The following is a 17,715-nucleotide window of genomic DNA, read 5'->3' as shown; positions in this document are numbered from 1 at the left end:
TGACAGAGGAATCTAATTTAATGAGGATAACTGCTGATCTAAAATACTGAAATCAAACTTAGGCTTGATAGCATATTTTAACTGGATCAATCCGCTTGAAAAGGTTTCGCTGGCCAATAGCAGCAAATCCAGCTTTTCGGATATATCATGAAACAGGGGTGTACCGCCACCCAAAACTACCGGGTGTACCGAAATAATAAACTCACTGATCAATTTATGTTTGATAAAACTGGACAGCAAGGTAGCGCCGCCAAAAAGCCAGATATTGTCGCCGGGCTGTTCTCGAATGCCTTGTACGTCTTTAAGAAAACGCTTGCTGCTTACAACGACAATCTTCCTGTTGGGTATAATGAACGGGGAATCGGTAAAAACATAGAGCTGCTTGTCAGCAAACGGGCTGGGCAACCCATCTATCAGATCATAACTCTTGCGGCCCATAAATATCGCATCGGTACTGGCAAAAAAAGCTTCCATGCCGTAATCCTGATCTGTCAGGCACCAGTCGGTTTCTCCGTTGGGTCCTTCAATAAAACCATCCAAACTAACTGCCAGGTTCAAAATTATTTTCCGCATGGCCTATTTATTTTTCAGGCTGATGTTTTTCGCGCCATTGCTCGGCAAATGATTTGCCGGCAACGTTTGGCATTTCTTTATAATGACCCCAGGTTTTTTTGAAAAAGGTCTTCATTAGCAGGTTTTTGGTTTTGCCGCTAAAGAAGTCTTCCAACCGGCGGCTAAGCATGCCTTGTTTCCACATTTTCCAGCCAATTTTTTCTGCGGTTGGGGCCAGGCCTTCATTTACAGCATCCCTGCGGTTAAGCAGCAGGATTTTATGAATATCGATTTTAACAGGACAAACCTCGGTACATTTACCACACAAGCTTGATGCATAACTTAAATGCTTAAAGTTTTCCATGCCCTGCAAATGCGGGGTAATGATTGAACCTATTGGGCCGCTATAAGGCGTGTTATAAGTATGCCCGCCTATGTTTTTATAAACCGGGCAGGCATTTAAACAGGCGCCGCAACGGATGCAATATAATCCCTGGCGCTGGTCCTTTTGTGCCAGCAGGTTGGTGCGCCCGTTATCCAGCAAAACCACATACATTTCTTCGGGGCCATCTGTTTCTTCAGCCTGGCGCGGTCCGCTTAGTATGGTATTATAAACGGTTAAGTTTTGCCCGGTACCATGTGTCGCTAACATTGGCCAGTACAGATCAAGGTCCATCATTGAAGGGATGACCTTTTCAATACCGACAACAGCAATATGTATTTTAGGAAATGATGTGCTTAACCTTGCGTTACCTTCGTTTTCAGACAGCGCAATGCTGCCGGTATCCGCAATTAAAAAGTTGCCGCCGGTTATACCAACGTCGGCCTGCACATATTTTTCACGTAGCAGCTCGCGGGCTTTTTGAGTAAGCTGCTCGGGCGTGAAATCTATCGGCGTACCAAAGCGCTCATGAAAAAGTTTGGCAATATCTTCTTTTGACAGGTGCATGGCCGGCGTTACAATATGATAAGGCTTTTGGCCCAGCAACTGTATAATGTATTCGCCAAGGTCGGTTTCAATTGATTCAATATGATTATGCTCGAGGAATTCGTTTAATTCGATCTCCTCGGTAACCATTGACTTTGACTTTACAACTGTTTTAGCACCGGCTTTTTGTATAATATTAAGTATCTCACGATTCGCTTCAGCTGCATCGTTAGCCCAGATTACCTTGCCACCGCGTTTTTGAAAGTTAGCTTCAAACTCGGGCAGTACTTTATCCAGGGTTTCCATCATCTTCCATTTCAGAACGTGCCCTTTACGTTTGGCATTCTCTAAATTGACGATCCTTGATAAACCTCTGTCGACAGCAGTATCATATTTAGCAATATTGTAGTTGATAATGGTGCGGTGCCCGGTATCAAATGCTTTATTTTCTGAGTCGACTAAAAACTCTTCAGCTATACTTGTCATGCGGCTAATTTATGAATTTACATTAACAAAAAAGCGATGGGTTTAAAACCCATCGCTTTTTTTTAATTTGCTGTATGTATGATTATGAGCAAGCTATCTTGCCAACCCGCCGGGCATGGCGGCCACCTTCAAATTCGGTACTAAAAAATATCTCTACAATATTTTTTGCCTGATCTAACGTCACAAAGTTCGACGGAATGCAAAGTACATTGGCATCGGTATGGCTGCGGGCAGGCTCGGTTACCGCCTCGTTATAACATAATGCAGCACGGATACCCTGGTGTTTGTTTGCAGCGATGGCTACGCCATTGGCACTGCCACAAAGTAATATCCCATAATCAAACTCGCCACTTTCAACCGCCGAAGCAACCGGGTGAGCAAAGTCTGTATAATCGCATGAGTCTTTGGAGAACGTGCCGAAATCTTTTACGTTTTCGCCCAATATAGTTAACAGCGCGTTTTTCATTTCAAACCCGGCGTGATCTGCGCCAATGGCAATTTTCAATCCTTCTATCATGATATATATAAACTGATTACGAATTCATTAAATCGTTATGCGCTTTTGCACGTCTTTTCTCAACCATTGAAGCAACAACAATACCCACTTCATACAAAGCAAATAATGGTATAGTTGATATCATGGTAGTTAAAAAATCTGGCGACGGAGAGATGACGGCCCCAAGTATCAACAGGATAACAACCGAATACCTTCGCGTTTTTTTCATGAAGGTGCCGGTTAATATGCCTAACGAAGCCAGGATATAAATGATCATAGGCAACTCGAATACAATACCGAGTATCAATGTTATGGTAGCCACCATTGATACGTAGGAGCTTATCATAAATTGATTCTTAATGTTAGGGCTAACCGTATATGCAGCCAGGAAAGAGATCGACTCGGGAGCTATAATATAATAGCCAAACAAAATACCCACCACAAATAGAAGAGAAGCATAAAAAACGAACCCACTGGCAGCTTTTCTTTCTTTTTCAAGCAGCGCAGGTTTAATAAAGCGCCACAACTCCCATAATATATAAGGGATAGACAGGATCATGCCTATTAACAACGACTGATTGATCTGCAACATAAACTGGCCGGCCATTTCAGTATTGATAATTTCCCCGTTTATTTTTGTGATACACATGCCGTGGCCAAACTTGCACAACATTCTGTATGTCCAGAAATCGCCGCGGAACGGCCCCATTATAATGGTATTAAAAATAAAGTCGAAATTAAAAAATGCAACAATTGCTAATACAACAACAGATATAGCAGCCCTAATCAAATGCCACCTTAAAGCCTCCAAATGCTCAAAGAAAGACATTTCCGACTCTATAGTTTTACCCTTATCCTGTATTGCTTTTACTAGTTTATTATCGCTCATTTTTTTAGTTCCCGGTATGTGTGCCAGAATGCTAATTACGTGTTAACGTGGGTTGTTAGTTTTAATTATTCAGAATAGTCAAACGTTTCCATAAACTTAGTGGTAAAATTACCGGCACGGAAGTTTGGATCATGTAATAATTTTAAGTGAAATGGTATAGTTGTTTTTACACCTTCAATAACAAACTCGCTTAATGCGCGCTCCATAGTGCTTAAGGCTTCCTCGCGGGTTTGTGCCACACATATCACCTTGGCTATCATCGAGTCGTAGTTAGGCGGAATAACATAGCCGGTATAAACATGGGTATCAATACGTACACCATGGCCACCCGGCGAATGGAAGTTGGTTATCTTACCCGGTGACGGGCGGAAGTTGTTAAACGGATCCTCAGCATTGATACGGCACTCAATGGCATGCATCGTTGGCTCGTAATTTTTACCCGAGATGGGGATGCCGGCAGCAACTTTAATTTGTTCTTTTATCAGGTCAAAGTTGATCACCTCTTCGGTAACCGGGTGCTCTACCTGGATCCGGGTGTTCATCTCCATAAAATAGAAATTGCGGTCCTTATCAACCAAAAACTCTACCGTACCGGCACCTTCGTATTTTACAGCTTTGGCGCCTTTTATAGCAGCTTCGCCCATTTTTTTACGCAGCTTTTCTGTCATAAAAGGCGATGGCGCTTCTTCTACCAGTTTTTGATGCCGGCGCTGGATAGAACAATCACGTTCAGACAGGTGGCAAACTTTACCATATTGGTCGCCCACTACCTGTATTTCAATGTGACGCGGGTCCTGTACATATTTCTCCAGGTACATGCCGTCGTTACCGAAGGCTGCACCCGATTCTGCACGTGCCGAATCCCAGGCCGCTTCAAACTCTTCATCTTTCCAAACTACACGCATACCGCGGCCACCACCACCGGCAGTAGCTTTTAATATAACGGGGTAGCCAATTTTTTTTGCAATCGCGATACCGGATTTAACATCGGCCAACAAACCTTCAGAGCCGGGAATAGTTGGTACACCTGCTTTTTTCATGGTTTCTTTGGCTGATGCTTTATCGCCCATGGCGTTGATCTGATCAGCAGTTGCACCAATAAATTTAATGCCGTATTCTGCACAAATGGCCGAAAATTTAGCATTCTCTGACAAGAAACCATAACCCGGATGGATCGCATCGGCATTGGTTAACTCGGCAGCTGATATAATATTGGGGATATTTAAATAAGAGTCTTTACTTGGTGGAGGGCCAATACAAACAGCCTCATCAGCAAAGCGTACGTGAAGGCTGTCACGATCGGCAGTAGAATATACAGCTACCGTTTTAATCCCCATTTCCTTACAGGTACGGATTATCCGCAGGGCAATTTCACCACGATTAGCTATTAATATTTTTTTAAACATAGTTTTTAAATGTGCAGATGTGCGAATATGCTGATGTACTGATGGTTTTAATACGCATATTATCTGCACATCCACGCATCAGCATATTTGCACATCTATATAGGTTCTACTAAAAATAATGGCTGGTCATATTCAACTGGTGAAGCATTATCCACCAGTATCTTTACAATACGGCCTGATACTTCTGATTCTATCTCGTTGAATAATTTCATCGCTTCAATAATACAAACTACCGTACCACTTTTTATTTCATCGCCAACGTTTACAAACAATGGTTTATCCGGCGATGCAGAACGGTAAAAAGTACCAATCATTGGCGACTTAATTGTAATATAGTTTGTGGCATCGACAACAGCAGCTGCCGGTTCGGCAGCAGGAGCCGGAGCAGCGGCAGGAAGTGCGGGTGCCTGTAACGGCACACTTGCAGTTGCGTGATGAACAATAGTTTGTTCGCCGGTAGTTTTAATAGTGATCTTAAAATCTTTTTGTTCGATAGCTACTTCATTTACTCCTGATTTGGAGACAAAGCGTATAAGATCTTGTATTTGTTTAATATCCATTGTTGCAGATTATAGGGTTTTTGGATAATGTGTTTTTATCTAAGTTAGTTATAATACGCAAATGTACAAGGTGCATTATTCGGTGTGCGAACAGACAGCTATGCAGATATGCAATATTTTTTATTAGGTTAATTATAAGCTATATAACAAGTTTGGTTTTATAATGTTCCAATTTAAATTCAGGCGTATTTGTTTGAGCATTTCCATACATCTGCACTTATTATATAATTAATAAGCCCATTTAATATAAAGTGATCCCCAGGTAAATCCACCGCCAAAAGCGGCTAAAATTAAGTTATCGCCCTTTTTGAATTTATCTTCCCATTCCCATAAACATAAAGGAATAGTTGCGTTTGTGGTATTACCGTAACGCTCAATATTTACTATAACTTTACCTTCGCTTACGCCTGTGCGGGCAGCGGTTGCATCAATGATACGTTTGTTGGCCTGGTGAGGTACCAGCCATGCAATATCATCAGCGGTAAGGCTATTGCGTTCCATTACCTCGGCCGCAACATCAGCCATATTGGTAACGGCAAATTTAAACACTGCTTTACCTTCCTGGTAGGCATAATGCTCGCGGGCATCAATAGTCTCGTGGCTTGCCGGTTTTAAAGAACCACCAGCTTTCATATGCAGGAACGGGATGCCTGAACCGTCACTTTTCAATACAGAATCGATAACGCCGTAGCCATCGTAGTTAGGCTCCAATAAAGCAGCGCCGGCACCATCGCCAAATATAATACAGGTTGCCCTGTCCTGGTAATCAACAATTGATGACATTTTATCAGCCCCAACAACCAATACTTTTTTGTGCCTGCCGGTTTCAATAAACTGTGCGCCGGTAGCCAGGCCAAATAAAAAGCCTGAACAGGCTGCCTGCAAATCAAATCCCCAGGCATTGACTGCGCCAATTTTATGTGCAAATAAATTTGCAGTAGCCGGGAAAGGCATATCAGGTGTGGTGGTACAAAAAACAATAAGGTCGATTTCCTCGGCGCCAATGCCGCGTTTTTTCAGCAATCCTAAAACCGCAGGTACGGCCAGGTCTGATGTAGCAAGGCCTTCGCCTTTTAATATTCTGCGTTCTTTGATCCCGGTGCGGGTGGTTATCCACTCGTCATTGGTATCAACCATTGTAGATAGCTCGGCGTTAGTGAGTACATAATCAGGCACGTAACCATTAACAGCGGTAATAGCTGCAGTAATTTTACTCATAGTTATAATTTTTTATTGAAAGGCCCTGGTTATTTTACTAACCAATTCACTCTCAACCATATCTTTAGACAACAGAACCATATTCTTTATAGCCTCGGGGTTTGAAATACCGTGGCCAACAACAACAGGTGCGTTTACCCCTAAAATCGGGCTGCCGCCATATTGTTCATAATTAAATCTATCGAAAAACTCGTCCTTCAACCCTTTTTTAAGGGTTATCACGTAAAAAGACTCGGCAAGCTTTAAAATAATATTCCCGGTAAAACCATCGCACACAAAAACATCAGCATGATCGCCAAACAGGTCGCGCCCTTCGGCATTACCAATAAAGTTAAAAAGATCTGTTTCTTTCATTAAAGGATAAGTGGCCTGGCAAAGCAGGTTTCCTTTTTCTTCTTCTTCGCCAATGTTCATCAGCGCTACACGCGGATTATCAATGCCATAAACATGTTGCGCCATCAAACTGCCCAACACACCAAACTGTACTAATACTTCGGGTTTGCAATCGGCATTAGCGCCTACATCAAGCAAAATGCTGATGCCGCCTTTTAACCTTGGGACAATAGTGGTAATAGCAGGGCGAAGAATGCCCGGGATTGTTTTAACGCTAAACATGGAACCAACCAGCATGGCGCCAGTATTACCTGCCGAAGAAAAAGCCTGTATGTAGCCTTCTTTAAGCAGCTTAAAACCTACGCTGATACTTGAATCAGGTTTTTGAACAACCGCTTTAGTTGGGTGCTCGCCCATGCCTATAACTTCGGTTGTGTGTACAAACTCGAAATTATCAGGGTCAAAGTTATTTTCACGAAGAATGCCTACAGCCGCGTCTTTATCGCCTATAAGCACCAGGGTATGGCCCGATAAAACTTTATACGCTTCGATAGCCCCTAAAACAGTTGCTTTGGGGGCGTAATCTCCGCCCATAATATCTAAGCCAATCTTCATTTTAGAAAATTAGTATTAGGCTACTGCTTTTTCTATCAGTAATTTACCGTTGTAGTATACGTTACCATCTACCGTATAAGCTCTGTGTGGCAAATGTACAGCACCGGTAACTTTGCAAGTAGTTAAAGTTGGAGCGATAGCTTTATCATGAGTTCTACGCTTGTCTCTTCTTGATTTGGATATTTTACGTTTTGGATGTGGCATAACTTAATGTTATTATTATTTAATTTTTTTGAGCGCGTCCCACCGTGGGTCCGGATTCTCATCTTGTTCATTACTACCAGCTGCCAGGTTGTTTAACTTGGCAAGCATTTCTTTATCACAATACGGGGTGTTACCCTCGTCGTCACAAACCGATATAAACGGCACTGCTACGTTTATGTATTCATAGATCAGCCCTGCAAGCATAATCTCATGCTCGTTTTTGCCCAGGGCTATAATCTCATCATCTTCATCTATCTCCTCGTCGCTAAACTTAGCTATCTGTTGTTCGCGTACATCCAGCATCTGCGGATATTGCGACAAACATTTATCACAGGTAGCATCAATTTTACCGGTTATATGAAAATCCAGGATAAGCATAGTTTCCTGTTTTTCAATTTCCACCTGACATTTCAGATCAGCTTTTTTAACCAGTGAGTAATCGAACTCACTAAAAAAAGCATCGTCAACATCAAATTCAAAATGATGCTTTCCCAGTGCCAAACCAGTAAAAGGAATCGAATAATTTCTTAGCGATTTCAATGAGCAACAATTAGCCTGCAAATGTAGGGAAAAATACTAATACAGAAAAAGGTTTTTTTTAAATGGTTTTTGAGGTTTAAAATACAGAATTACAGCGGTGAAGATTTTACCAGCCTTTAATTAAGGGTAACCGTTCTGTAAACCAGCTTAACTCAAACGGCTAAATGGCTCTTTTTCAAGGCTTGCCGGAGAAGTCAGCAACTTAATGCCACGATGATGAGGCAGCTCTAATAGATACGTAGCCCGGTAACAGTTCAATTGTAACTCATTATTTACCTGACAAACTGGTAAATAATGTCGCAGCTTTAAAAATTATTGTAGATTTACCCTAACCATTTTAAAATTAAACATGAAAAAAATACTTGTACTAAGTTCCATAGCATTTACAGCTATGCTATCTGTTATGCTAACCGGCTGTACTGCGCACAAAGCAGCTATGACACCTGCGGCAGACAACACGTTAACCAGTAAAGAGAAAAAAGAAGGCTGGAAACTATTATTTGATGGCACCGATCTTAAAGGCTGGCACTCATGGCATAAGGACTTTGCAGCGGCAAACTGGATAGTAAAGGACGGCCAGATACAATATGATCGTACGCATGACAATGATGGCGATGACTTGTTGACTGATGGTGTTTACGAAAACTACGAGTTACAATTACAATGGAGAATTACCAAAGGTGGTAACAGCGGTATTATTTTTGATATCCAGGAGGCCCCTAAATACAGCGCTACCTACCAAACCGGTGCAGAGATGCAGGTATTGGATAACATTGATGCAAGCGACAACAAAAAACAAAACCACTTAGCTGGTTGCTTATATGATATGATTGGCGACGCTTCTGTTTCAAAACCGGTACCTGTTGGCGAGTGGAATCAGGTTAGATTGATCCAAAATAAAGGCCAGTTAACATTTTACTTAAACGGCATTAAAACCGTTGACGTGAAAATAGGCAGCCCTGAATGGGACGCGGCAATTGCAAGCAGCAAATTTAAAGAGAAATATTTTGCTGACTTCATGAAAATCACTAAAGGTCACATTGCTGTTCAAAAACACCCGGGATCAAGCGGTTGGAAAAACATCAAGATCCGCGAGTTAAAAGATTAATTAACTTTTAGCTTCAATTATAAAGCCCCGTTGATGCATTTCATTAACGGGGCTTTGTTGTTTTATAATAACAATTAAATTAGGCAGATTTGTAACACGCAAGTATGGCATCAAAGGGTAAACTTTTAATTATTGACGACGAGGATAGGTTAAGACAACTGCTTGCACGCATTTTGCAATTAGAAGGCTATGATCTGCTGGAAGCCGCAACTGCAAAACAGGGTCTGCGCTATTTAGACACCGGCACCATTGATGTAGTGATATGTGATGTAAAATTGCCCGATGCTAACGGAATTGAACTTACTACCACGATTAAAGCCGCCCACCCCGCTGTCGAGATCATTGTGCTTACAGCCTACGGCACTATAAACGATGGCGTAACGGCTATAAAAAACGGCGCCTTTGATTATATAACCAAGGGCGATGATAATGAAAAAATAATCCCCCTGGTTAGCAAGGCTATGGATAAGGCGCTGTTGCAGCGGCGGGTTTCAGAACTGGAAAATAAACTGAACTTAAAATTTGGTTTTGAGCGGATCATAGGCACCTCGGCAGGTATTACCGCAGCTATAAAATTGGCTCAGCGTGTTGCACCTACAGATACAACGGTTTTACTATTGGGCGAAACAGGTACCGGCAAAGAGGTTTTTGCAGAAGCAATACACCAGGCCAGCCCACGAAACGCCAAGCCATTTGTGGCTATAAACTGCAGCGCATTTAGCAGGGAACTGTTAGAGAGTGAGTTGTTTGGCCATAAAGCCGGCTCATTTACCGGGGCCATCAAAGACAAGAAGGGACTGTTTGAAGAAGCTAATGGTGGCACTATATTTTTGGATGAAATAGGCGAGCTTGACCATGATCTGCAAGCCAAATTGTTGCGTGTATTAGAATCACAGCAATTTATTAAGATCGGCGATACCAAAACCACTCAGGTAAATGTGCGCATATTGGCTGCCACCAACCGCGATCTTCAGGATGAATCGGCAAAGGGAAATTTTAGGTCTGATCTGTTTTATCGCTTATCTGTGTTTCAGATTATTTTACCGCCAATGCGCGATCGCAGGAAGGATATATCCCTGTTAGCCACCAGCTTTATACAAACCTATGCAACAAAAGTAAACAAACATATAACTGGCTATACAGCCGGCTTTTTAGCAAAGCTGGAAGCTTATAACTGGCCCGGTAATATCCGTGAACTCAAAAATGTTATTGAGCGTGCTGTAATATTATGCGATAGTAATGAATTAGACGTGTCGTTATTGCCTTACGAGTTCGAATTTACTTCAGGCAAAACGGCAAATCAAGCCTCAACCTTTGATCTGGCAGTGATAGAGCAACAACATATCCAACGTGTTCTTGCACACACCCAGGGCAATCGTGCAGAAGCCGCCCGGCTGTTAAATATTGGCATCGCTACGTTATACCGCAAATTAAAAGAGTACGGACTGGAATAATCTTGTCCGGTTCCAGAGAGGATCTCATTATAACAAACCCACACTCCCATTTTGATAATACCCTATCAAAATGATATGATTGGCGCATTAAAAAATGCTGCTATATATATTTAATATGTTATTTTTCAACCGTTTACAAAAACAACGCTTAAGTGGCATTTTCTTGGCAATGATGATTTTATGCTTTCTAAAATCCTATCATTCATCATCCCCTCTAAACTATAATGACGCCCCATTTAAAAACAATCTCAGCAGCAGGTTTATTAGTAACACTCGGAATAATTTTTGGCGATATAGGCACTTCGCCTTTATATGTTTTTCAAACCCTTTTAATTGAGGGCGGCAAGGTAAACCAGGCTTTGGTACTTGGTTCGTTGTCTTGTATATTTTGGACGCTTACGCTGCAAACTACCTTTAAATACATTTTTATAACCCTGCAAGCTGACAATAAAGGCGAAGGCGGCATATTTTCTTTATATGCGCTGGTGCGCCGCTACGGTAAATGGCTGGCTATACCGGCTATAATTGGTGCAGGCACCTTACTGGCCGACGGCATTATCACCCCGCCCGTTTCAGTAACTTCAGCAATCGAGGGATTAAGCAATGTACCTGCGCTGGCATCTTCGTTTATACCCGGCAGCTGGCTTATAATGGGCATTGTTACCGGTATCATATTGCTGCTTTTTTTCTTTCAGCAGTTTGGCACCAAAGTGGTAGGCACTTCATTTGGCCCGGTTATGCTGTTTTGGTTTTTAATGATCGGCGTTTTAGGCTCGCTACAAATAGTACATAACCCCGGAATATTTAAAGCTATTAATCCATACTACGGTGCGCGTTTATTAATGGATCATCCAAAAGGGTTTTGGTTATTAGGCGCCGTATTTTTATGTACAACCGGTGCCGAGGCCTTATACTCTGATCTGGGTCATTGCGGTCGTAAAAATATACAGGCCAGCTGGATCTTTGTTAAAACCGCCTTGCTGTTAAACTATTTTGGCCAGGGTGCCTGGGTATTAATGCAGCCGGCTAACACTAACTTTAGCTTGTTAAATCCTTTTTATCAAATTGTACCTTATCCGCAATTATTAATGATACCGTGCGTGGCACTGGCAACATTGGCCACCATAATTGCCAGCCAGGCGCTGATCAGCGGCTCATTTACGCTAATTAGCGAGGCAGTAAGTATGAATTTTTGGCCGCGTATCACTATCAAATACCCATCAAACATTCGCGGTCAGATATATATCCCCAGCATAAACTGGATCTTATGTTTTGGATGCATCGCCGTTACCCTGTATTTCCGCACGGTTGAGCATATGACAGCCGCTTATGGTTTCTCTATCACTATAGCTATGCTGATGACCACCATTTTAATGTATTATTTTATGCGTTACGTAAAGCACTGGCCGGTATGGTTGGTTACCATAATACTATGCGTGTTTTTAACCGTCGAGTTTAGCTTCTTTGTAGTGAACGCGGTTAAAATATTAAAAAGGCTGTTCTTTCTGGTATTTGAAGTTGGACTGATATTTACCATGTATATCTGGTATAAGGCCCGCAAAATAAATAACCGCTTCTTAAATTTTGTCGATCTTAAAGAACATATCCCGTTACTTAACGCATTAAGCGCAGATCAGTCTATCCCTAAATACGCTGGCCAGCTTATCTATTTAACCAAAGCCAATAACGGCAGGCAACTTGAAGAAAAAATATTGTACTCGATCATGAGTCGCAGCCCCAAGCGTGCTGATACTTATTGGTTTATCCATATAGACACTACTGACGAGCCCTTTACAATGGAATACAGTGTTGACCAGATCGAAAAAGGGAAGATCATCCGGGTAGACTTCCGTTTGGGTTTCAGGATACAGCCGCGGGTGAATGTGCTCTTCCGGAAAGTGATTGAGGATATGTTGAGCCGTAAAGAGCTGGACATCATCAGCAAATACGAATCATTAAACAAGTTTAAAATTGTTTCTGATTTCAGGTTCGTGATATTAGAAAAGTTCTTGTCTTATAATAATGTTTTCAGCGTGGCGGAGAGTTTTATATTAAACAGTTATTTCAGCATTAAAAAACTCGCTCAGTCTGATGCCAAAACATTTGGTTTAGATACAAGCGAAACGCATATCGAAAAAATACCGTTGGTAGTTAACCCAGTTACCAGCTTTAAACTAAAACGGATCGACCCCTTTAGTGGCGAACCCATCCCTGAATTGGCCCATGCTTAAGTTATTATTTCAAATAATTAACCATATAACCAACTAACTCTTTGGTGTAAAACTCCCAGTTAGACAAGGTGCCGGCATCCGGCAGAAAATCCATCAGGCCTAATCCGTTCCACGTATGGAAATAATTGCATGGATAAGGTACAATATCCACGCCTGCTTTTCTGAAGATCATAGACGCTCTTCGCATATGAAATGCAGACGTGACTAACAGATAGGGCGGCGGCAGTTTAACCTTCTTTAACAATACTTTAGAAAAGCGGGCATTCTCGATGGTGTTTTTTGAATTGCTTTCAACCAGTATCAAGCTGTCGGGAATATTTAATTTCAATAATTGTGTTTTAACCCAGGCAGCTTCCTTAAATTCTCCGGGCACCAATTGTCCATTGCCACCGCTTATTAATATATGCGATGCCTGGTTCGTTTGTAATAATTTAACCCCCTGAATAAACCGGTCTGCAGAATTGTTAAAATGGCCCCCGTCTGCACCTCCGCCGGATGAAAATCCTCCTAATACAATGACACAACTGTACTTTCTATTATTGTTAACGGGATATGCCTTTATATCCCAGATCCGCTCCATAGTTTTAAGAAATAAAGGAGTGGAAAAAAAATAAAGCATAATAAGTGCGGCTGTCAAGAACCTTTTTTTTGTCCTGGTATCTTTGCTGATTGCTGCTATAATCAATAGGGCTACTACCCAATAAACAGGCAACAACATAAACAAAAGGATTTTTGACAAGATGAAATACATACGGATTTAATTATCGTTTAAATATATCTAATAATTTAATTGTTCGGCAACAATAGTAGAGCAACAGGGATGACACTCAAGTTCAAAACATTTGGTATATTTATATATATGCTATTCTTTCTGCAGCTTTTGCAGTGATAAAATTTACGTGCCTTTAAACAAACCTCTGATTTTGGAGCACTATTTCTATTATCATCTAATTAAAAATGCATCTACAGAAATGTTGGTTACGAGTGCTATATATCCCGAAGTAAAAAAAACCTGACCGCCTGGCATTGGCCAACACCATTACTCCTGATGAGGCATTAAACAAAAAATAATTAATACGCTCGTTCAGCCGGAAATTAACAATTATTCAGACTATCAATCCTGGCTAAAAGCGGTTGAAGATTTAATACCCGCTAAGCCTTTTGAAGATTTCTCTGCATATACTTTGCGTAATGATGATAAAATTGAACAAACTTTAATAGTAACAAAACTTAACGTGACCAATGAGTTGCGTACCGATGTTATAGAAAGCTTTTTTATCCTGGAAGGCATTTTTACCGTCGGCGAAGATGACTATACTTTAAATCCGGGCGATTTTTAGAAATTCCGTTAAATACGGAGCACAATGTTGTGTTAACCTCTCCTCATGTTATTGCTATATTACAGCACCGATTTATCGGGTAACTATCAAAATAAGGCTCTTTATCAAAACTTTTCTACCTTAGTGCAGGGATATCAATCGTGGCAAATAAGCCTGTGATCGTAAATCTCGCCAATTTAACCTGCCAAGTTTCTGATTATCGTTATGAAAAGACCTTTTCTGTTTTGTTTTTGTATTGCTTGTCTGCTAAATTTTAAAGGCAATGCCCAAGGGATTCAACAACTTATTTTAACCAACAAAAACTTTGACTCTGTACAGGTAAAAGCTATAAAATTACTATCAGGGTTCTCGGCAGGTAACTCCTATAATGAAGTTTGGATACGCGATTTCAATACCTTTATTATTGGTTCGCTTAAGGCGCACCCCAAAGAAGAAGTAAAGAAAATGTTGCTGATGTTTTTTAAGATCCAGGGCGATGACGGCAATATTGTAGACGGGGTTGTTGAAACAACAAAGGCAAATGTTGGCTATAACTACCGGCACTCTGATTTATTACCCGGTTGGGAGGCTCATAAAAATACGGTCGAAACCGACCAGGAATCGTCATTGGTACAAGCCGTAAAAAAATATATTGATGTTACAGGCGATGTGTCCATCCTCCATGAGGAGATAGGTGGCAAATCTGTTATCGAGAGGATTGAATACGCATTAAATTATATCATGAAAGACCGTTGGTCGGCTAAATATGGATTGGTTATCGGCGCTACCACTATTGATTGGGGCGATGTACAGCCTGAAGCAGGTTGGGGTGTAGCCATCAATCAAAAAACCAAGTGGGCAATTGATATTTATGATAATGCCATGTTTGCCATCGCGATTAAGGATTTCATGAGCTTTAAGCCAAAAAGCTATAAGACAAGCAAAAACTGGAATATCGTTGCCGCTAACCTCAAAATCAATGTGCGCAAGTATTTATGGCAGCCACAAACAAACAAATACCTTCCACATCTTTATCTGGATGGCAGCCCTTTTACCAAAGATTTCGATGAAAACCAGATCTTATACACAGGCGGCTCAATTTGTGCGATTTTAGCCGGTTTTAATACCCGTGTGGAGGTACTGGAAATTAACCGGCAAATACTCGCCGCCGCATCAAAAGAAAAGTATGCTACGATAGGGATCACCGTATACCCGCCATATCCTAAAGAACAATACCCAAATATGGCACCGTTTAATTACCAAAATGGCGGCGACTGGACATGGTTCGGCGGCCGTATGACCGAGGCCTTATTGAATTACAATCTGGTTAATGAGGCTTATAACGACCTAACGCCAATGACCAACCGGGTAATCGCCCATAAAGGTTTTTATGAGTGGTATAATGTGCAAACCGGCGAACCAAAAGGGTCAGGTAATTTCAGGGGCGAAGCTGGTGTGCTTTATGACGCAATCAGGCGTTTAAAGCTTTGGGCCACACAACATCAATAATACCAGGCATCAACCGGCATCACTCAAAGTATGCGCTCATTGACGTGTAGCTAGTTGTGAACACAATCTTTCACCTCCCATATCCTGCCATCGGTTTTCGCCCAGATATAAAGTACATCATTCTCACCCAATCCAAAACGAAGATCGGCTTTTTTATTTTTTACCATACCAACGAAGGTTGATTTCTGATTGCCAAACTGCAGGTCGAATTCTTTAATAACGGATTGCCTGCCTAATTTCAAATCGCTGTTCTCTACATAAAAAACACGGCCCTTTACTATATCGCCAAAAATGTATTTGCCTTTTAAAGTTGGGATGTCACCCATATAAACAAATCCGCCCGAAATAGAGTTGCCTTCGTCATGATCATACTCCGCAACCGGGTAGGTGTATCGTGGATCGTCATTCGCGGGCAGATTATAGATACCGCTTTTTTTTCCGTTAAAGTTTAGCAGAAACGTGCCTTCGCGAGCCGGCCAGCCATAATTAAAGCCCGGTTTAAGGATGTTAATTTCCTCTACACTATTAAATCCAATTTCGGCAATCAATACTTTGCCATCGGGCGCCCACGTAATTTTATTAGGATTACGGAAGCCGCGAGCGTACACTTCGCCTAAAATGTTAGGGTCGCCGGTTTTGGCCCAGGGATTACCGGCAGGTATGCCATATTTGCCGTTGCGGCTGTTTCTGCCTATCGGGTCGATCCGCAGAATTGAACCTCTCGGCTCGGTGGAGCCATTGCAAAGCCACGGGTATCCTGTCTCTGCCGAGCCCCCGTCACCCAAATCAATATACAATAATCCGTAGCCGGGTGTGCCCGGCTTAAGTGTAGGGTCAAATATTATTTGCTGCATCCCATGCATAACCGATGGGTTATCCAATCGTAAAAGTTCGCGTGGCACAGCTTCAAAAACCGCCGCTGTGGGGTCCTTAACTTTCCACTCACTCACTATCCATTGCAAGGCAACGGGTATCGAGTCTGCATAGGCAAAATCAGCCGGGGCTGAATTTTTCTTTTCAGTATGCGTAGTATACAGTAATCCGTTCTTTAAAAAATCGGGGTGAAAAGCAAAAGCACCCCAGCCCGTGCCAAGCCCCGGCTCATTAATAAAGTTCGGCTTTTCTTTAGCCATATCCATTACTACGTTAAACTGCTTGTTTTTTACTTCATACAGTTTGCCGCGCAGGTCGAGCATAAACATGCGGTTGCCCTTATCTGTTTTTAAAACAAATGTCTGGTTAATTCGCGTCAGCGGGTTTTTGGCCGATGTTGCCGGGGCGGTTGCCCATTCTTCCAGTTTCAGGATCAGGCCGCCTTTGGCAATTTTGGTTGGTATGGGGTCGGTAACCTTTTGACCGAGGTTGGCGATGCTCTGCGCTGCCTCAGCTACTTTTTTATGGGTGTTGATGAAAGATAGCAGTGCATTGAGATCCGCAGGTGTAAACTGTGGATGGGCGGGCATCGATACTTTATATTCGGCAAACAACGCAGTTGCCCGTTTATTTCCGCTTTTGATGACGGCCTGCGAATTGATAATAAATTTGCTCAGGTAGGCATAAGTCGCACCGGCAGTTATACCAGCCAGGCCGGGCCCTATACCGCGCTGCCTGAAGTTGTGGCATTCGGCACAGTTTTTCTGAAATAACGCATCACCTTTATCAATAACCTGTTTATCGGCCGAATAGGTTTTTACGCTTTTCTGGGCATAGGTGCTAACATTTGACAATAAGCCCGCGGCCACTATCACCCAACTAAAAAACGAAGGCAGGAAATTGCTTTTTTGAAAATTCATACAGAGATATAAAACTGGTATTGGTCTTTGAAATCTAAGATATACAAGATACAGCGGTTTGTATATTTCGTATC

At 41.9% G+C, this 17,715-nt stretch carries 17 protein-coding genes; 5 read left to right on the top strand and 12 right to left on the bottom strand.

The features are described 5' to 3' along the window. Nucleotides 1-12 precede the first annotated feature (12 nt). The 10 genes from LJ658_RS19340 to LJ658_RS19295 form a co-directional block, all read right to left on the bottom strand. Nucleotides 13-573 carry a dihydrofolate reductase family protein gene (locus tag LJ658_RS19340; RefSeq protein ID WP_230548200.1) on the bottom strand — a complete coding sequence of 187 codons (561 nt, stop codon included), beginning with the start codon at nucleotides 571-573 and terminating at the stop codon, nucleotides 13-15. Between the two features lie 7 nt (nucleotides 574-580). Beyond that, nucleotides 581-1,966 (bottom strand): LutB/LldF family L-lactate oxidation iron-sulfur protein, encoded by a 1,386-nt coding sequence (locus LJ658_RS19335; RefSeq protein ID WP_230548199.1) that lies wholly within the window; start codon nucleotides 1,964-1,966, stop codon nucleotides 581-583. A gap of 82 nt (nucleotides 1,967-2,048) precedes the next feature. Further along, nucleotides 2,049-2,483: a ribose 5-phosphate isomerase B gene (gene rpiB, locus LJ658_RS19330; protein ID WP_255670532.1), complete on the bottom strand. Its 435-nt coding sequence runs from the start codon at nucleotides 2,481-2,483 to the stop codon at nucleotides 2,049-2,051. 16 nt (nucleotides 2,484-2,499) lie between these two features. Continuing rightward, the gene (tatC, locus tag LJ658_RS19325) at nucleotides 2,500-3,351 is read right to left on the bottom strand and encodes a twin-arginine translocase subunit TatC (RefSeq protein WP_230548198.1); all 852 of its coding nucleotides are present in this window, start codon (nucleotides 3,349-3,351) and stop codon (nucleotides 2,500-2,502) included. Between the two features lie 65 nt (nucleotides 3,352-3,416). Continuing rightward, nucleotides 3,417-4,757 carry an acetyl-CoA carboxylase biotin carboxylase subunit gene (gene accC, locus LJ658_RS19320; protein WP_230548197.1) on the bottom strand — a complete coding sequence of 447 codons (1,341 nt, stop codon included), beginning with the start codon at nucleotides 4,755-4,757 and terminating at the stop codon, nucleotides 3,417-3,419. Between the two features lie 95 nt (nucleotides 4,758-4,852). Next, a complete protein-coding gene (gene accB, locus LJ658_RS19315; RefSeq protein ID WP_230548196.1) occupies nucleotides 4,853-5,317 on the bottom strand; it encodes an acetyl-CoA carboxylase biotin carboxyl carrier protein in 465 nt (154 codons plus the stop codon). 228 nt (nucleotides 5,318-5,545) lie between these two features. Next, nucleotides 5,546-6,535: a beta-ketoacyl-ACP synthase III gene (locus LJ658_RS19310; RefSeq protein ID WP_230548195.1), complete on the bottom strand. Its 990-nt coding sequence runs from the start codon at nucleotides 6,533-6,535 to the stop codon at nucleotides 5,546-5,548. Nucleotides 6,536-6,547: 12 nt separating this feature from the next. Beyond that, a complete protein-coding gene (gene plsX, locus LJ658_RS19305) occupies nucleotides 6,548-7,483 on the bottom strand; it encodes a phosphate acyltransferase PlsX (RefSeq protein WP_230548194.1) in 936 nt (311 codons plus the stop codon). Between the two features lie 15 nt (nucleotides 7,484-7,498). After that, complete coding sequence (gene rpmF, locus LJ658_RS19300) at nucleotides 7,499-7,687, bottom strand: 50S ribosomal protein L32 (protein ID WP_144246778.1); 189 nt, start codon at nucleotides 7,685-7,687, stop codon at nucleotides 7,499-7,501. A 15-nt stretch (nucleotides 7,688-7,702) separates the two neighbouring features. Beyond that, nucleotides 7,703-8,227, bottom strand: coding sequence for a DUF177 domain-containing protein (locus LJ658_RS19295; protein ID WP_230548193.1), 525 nt, complete (start codon nucleotides 8,225-8,227; stop codon nucleotides 7,703-7,705). 349 nt (nucleotides 8,228-8,576) lie between these two features. Here LJ658_RS19295 and LJ658_RS19290 point away from each other — a divergent pair, with 349 nt between their 5' ends. The 3 genes from LJ658_RS19290 to LJ658_RS19280 all read left to right on the top strand — a co-directional run bounded on the left by LJ658_RS19290 (nucleotide 8,577) and on the right by LJ658_RS19280 (nucleotide 13,020). Next, the gene (locus LJ658_RS19290; RefSeq protein WP_230548192.1) at nucleotides 8,577-9,335 is read left to right on the top strand and encodes a DUF1080 domain-containing protein; all 759 of its coding nucleotides are present in this window, start codon (nucleotides 8,577-8,579) and stop codon (nucleotides 9,333-9,335) included. 104 nt (nucleotides 9,336-9,439) lie between these two features. After that, the gene (locus tag LJ658_RS19285) at nucleotides 9,440-10,789 is read left to right on the top strand and encodes a sigma-54 dependent transcriptional regulator (protein ID WP_230548191.1); all 1,350 of its coding nucleotides are present in this window, start codon (nucleotides 9,440-9,442) and stop codon (nucleotides 10,787-10,789) included. Between the two features lie 224 nt (nucleotides 10,790-11,013). Then, nucleotides 11,014-13,020 carry a KUP/HAK/KT family potassium transporter gene (locus LJ658_RS19280; RefSeq protein WP_230548190.1) on the top strand — a complete coding sequence of 669 codons (2,007 nt, stop codon included), beginning with the start codon at nucleotides 11,014-11,016 and terminating at the stop codon, nucleotides 13,018-13,020. Nucleotides 13,021-13,024: 4 nt separating this feature from the next. On the opposite strand, the gene LJ658_RS19275 is transcribed toward LJ658_RS19280, so the two are convergent. Continuing rightward, nucleotides 13,025-13,600, bottom strand: coding sequence for a YdcF family protein (locus LJ658_RS19275; protein WP_230548189.1), 576 nt, complete (start codon nucleotides 13,598-13,600; stop codon nucleotides 13,025-13,027). A gap of 604 nt (nucleotides 13,601-14,204) precedes the next feature. On the opposite strand from LJ658_RS19275, the gene LJ658_RS19270 reads away from it, so the two are divergent. After that, entirely contained in the window at nucleotides 14,205-14,360 is a 156-nt protein-coding gene (locus LJ658_RS19270; RefSeq protein WP_230548188.1) for a hypothetical protein, read from the top strand. A gap of 204 nt (nucleotides 14,361-14,564) precedes the next feature. Continuing rightward, on the top strand, nucleotides 14,565-15,848 hold the full coding sequence (locus LJ658_RS19265; protein ID WP_230548187.1) for a hypothetical protein: 1,284 nt from the start codon (nucleotides 14,565-14,567) through the stop codon (nucleotides 15,846-15,848). Between the two features lie 50 nt (nucleotides 15,849-15,898). Here LJ658_RS19265 and LJ658_RS19260 read toward each other — a convergent pair whose 3' ends face one another. Next, nucleotides 15,899-17,641, bottom strand: a complete 1,743-nt coding sequence (locus LJ658_RS19260; protein WP_230548186.1) for a PQQ-dependent sugar dehydrogenase — start codon at nucleotides 17,639-17,641, stop codon at nucleotides 15,899-15,901. Nucleotides 17,642-17,715 lie beyond the last annotated feature (74 nt).

This window comes from Mucilaginibacter sp. UR6-11 (assembly GCF_020880695.1).
In the GTDB taxonomy this organism is placed as follows: domain Bacteria; phylum Bacteroidota; class Bacteroidia; order Sphingobacteriales; family Sphingobacteriaceae; genus Mucilaginibacter.
Note: the sequence above shows the minus strand (reverse complement) of the source record. Positions and strands in the feature narration are given on the sequence as shown.

What these genes read in the sequence shown, in the direction of transcription:
- LJ658_RS19260 (WP_230548186.1), bottom strand. Translation starts at nt 17,641, where the DNA reads ATGAATTTTCAAAAAAGCAATTTCCTGCCTTCGTTTTTTAGTTGGGTG.
- LJ658_RS19280 (WP_230548190.1), top strand. Translation starts at nt 11,014, where the DNA reads ATGACGCCCCATTTAAAAACAATCTCAGCAGCAGGTTTATTAGTAACA.
- rpiB (WP_255670532.1), bottom strand. Translation starts at nt 2,483, where the DNA reads ATGATAGAAGGATTGAAAATTGCCATTGGCGCAGATCACGCCGGGTTT.
- plsX (WP_230548194.1), bottom strand. Translation starts at nt 7,483, where the DNA reads ATGAAGATTGGCTTAGATATTATGGGCGGAGATTACGCCCCCAAAGCA.
- LJ658_RS19340 (WP_230548200.1), bottom strand. Translation starts at nt 573, where the DNA reads ATGCGGAAAATAATTTTGAACCTGGCAGTTAGTTTGGATGGTTTTATT.
- LJ658_RS19275 (WP_230548189.1), bottom strand. Translation starts at nt 13,600, where the DNA reads ATGGAGCGGATCTGGGATATAAAGGCATATCCCGTTAACAATAATAGA.
- LJ658_RS19335 (WP_230548199.1), bottom strand. Translation starts at nt 1,966, where the DNA reads ATGACAAGTATAGCTGAAGAGTTTTTAGTCGACTCAGAAAATAAAGCA.
- rpmF (WP_144246778.1), bottom strand. Translation starts at nt 7,687, where the DNA reads ATGCCACATCCAAAACGTAAAATATCCAAATCAAGAAGAGACAAGCGT.
- accC (WP_230548197.1), bottom strand. Translation starts at nt 4,757, where the DNA reads ATGTTTAAAAAAATATTAATAGCTAATCGTGGTGAAATTGCCCTGCGG.
- LJ658_RS19310 (WP_230548195.1), bottom strand. Translation starts at nt 6,535, where the DNA reads ATGAGTAAAATTACTGCAGCTATTACCGCTGTTAATGGTTACGTGCCT.
- tatC (WP_230548198.1), bottom strand. Translation starts at nt 3,351, where the DNA reads ATGAGCGATAATAAACTAGTAAAAGCAATACAGGATAAGGGTAAAACT.
- LJ658_RS19265 (WP_230548187.1), top strand. Translation starts at nt 14,565, where the DNA reads ATGAAAAGACCTTTTCTGTTTTGTTTTTGTATTGCTTGTCTGCTAAAT.
- accB (WP_230548196.1), bottom strand. Translation starts at nt 5,317, where the DNA reads ATGGATATTAAACAAATACAAGATCTTATACGCTTTGTCTCCAAATCA.
- LJ658_RS19290 (WP_230548192.1), top strand. Translation starts at nt 8,577, where the DNA reads ATGAAAAAAATACTTGTACTAAGTTCCATAGCATTTACAGCTATGCTA.
- LJ658_RS19285 (WP_230548191.1), top strand. Translation starts at nt 9,440, where the DNA reads ATGGCATCAAAGGGTAAACTTTTAATTATTGACGACGAGGATAGGTTA.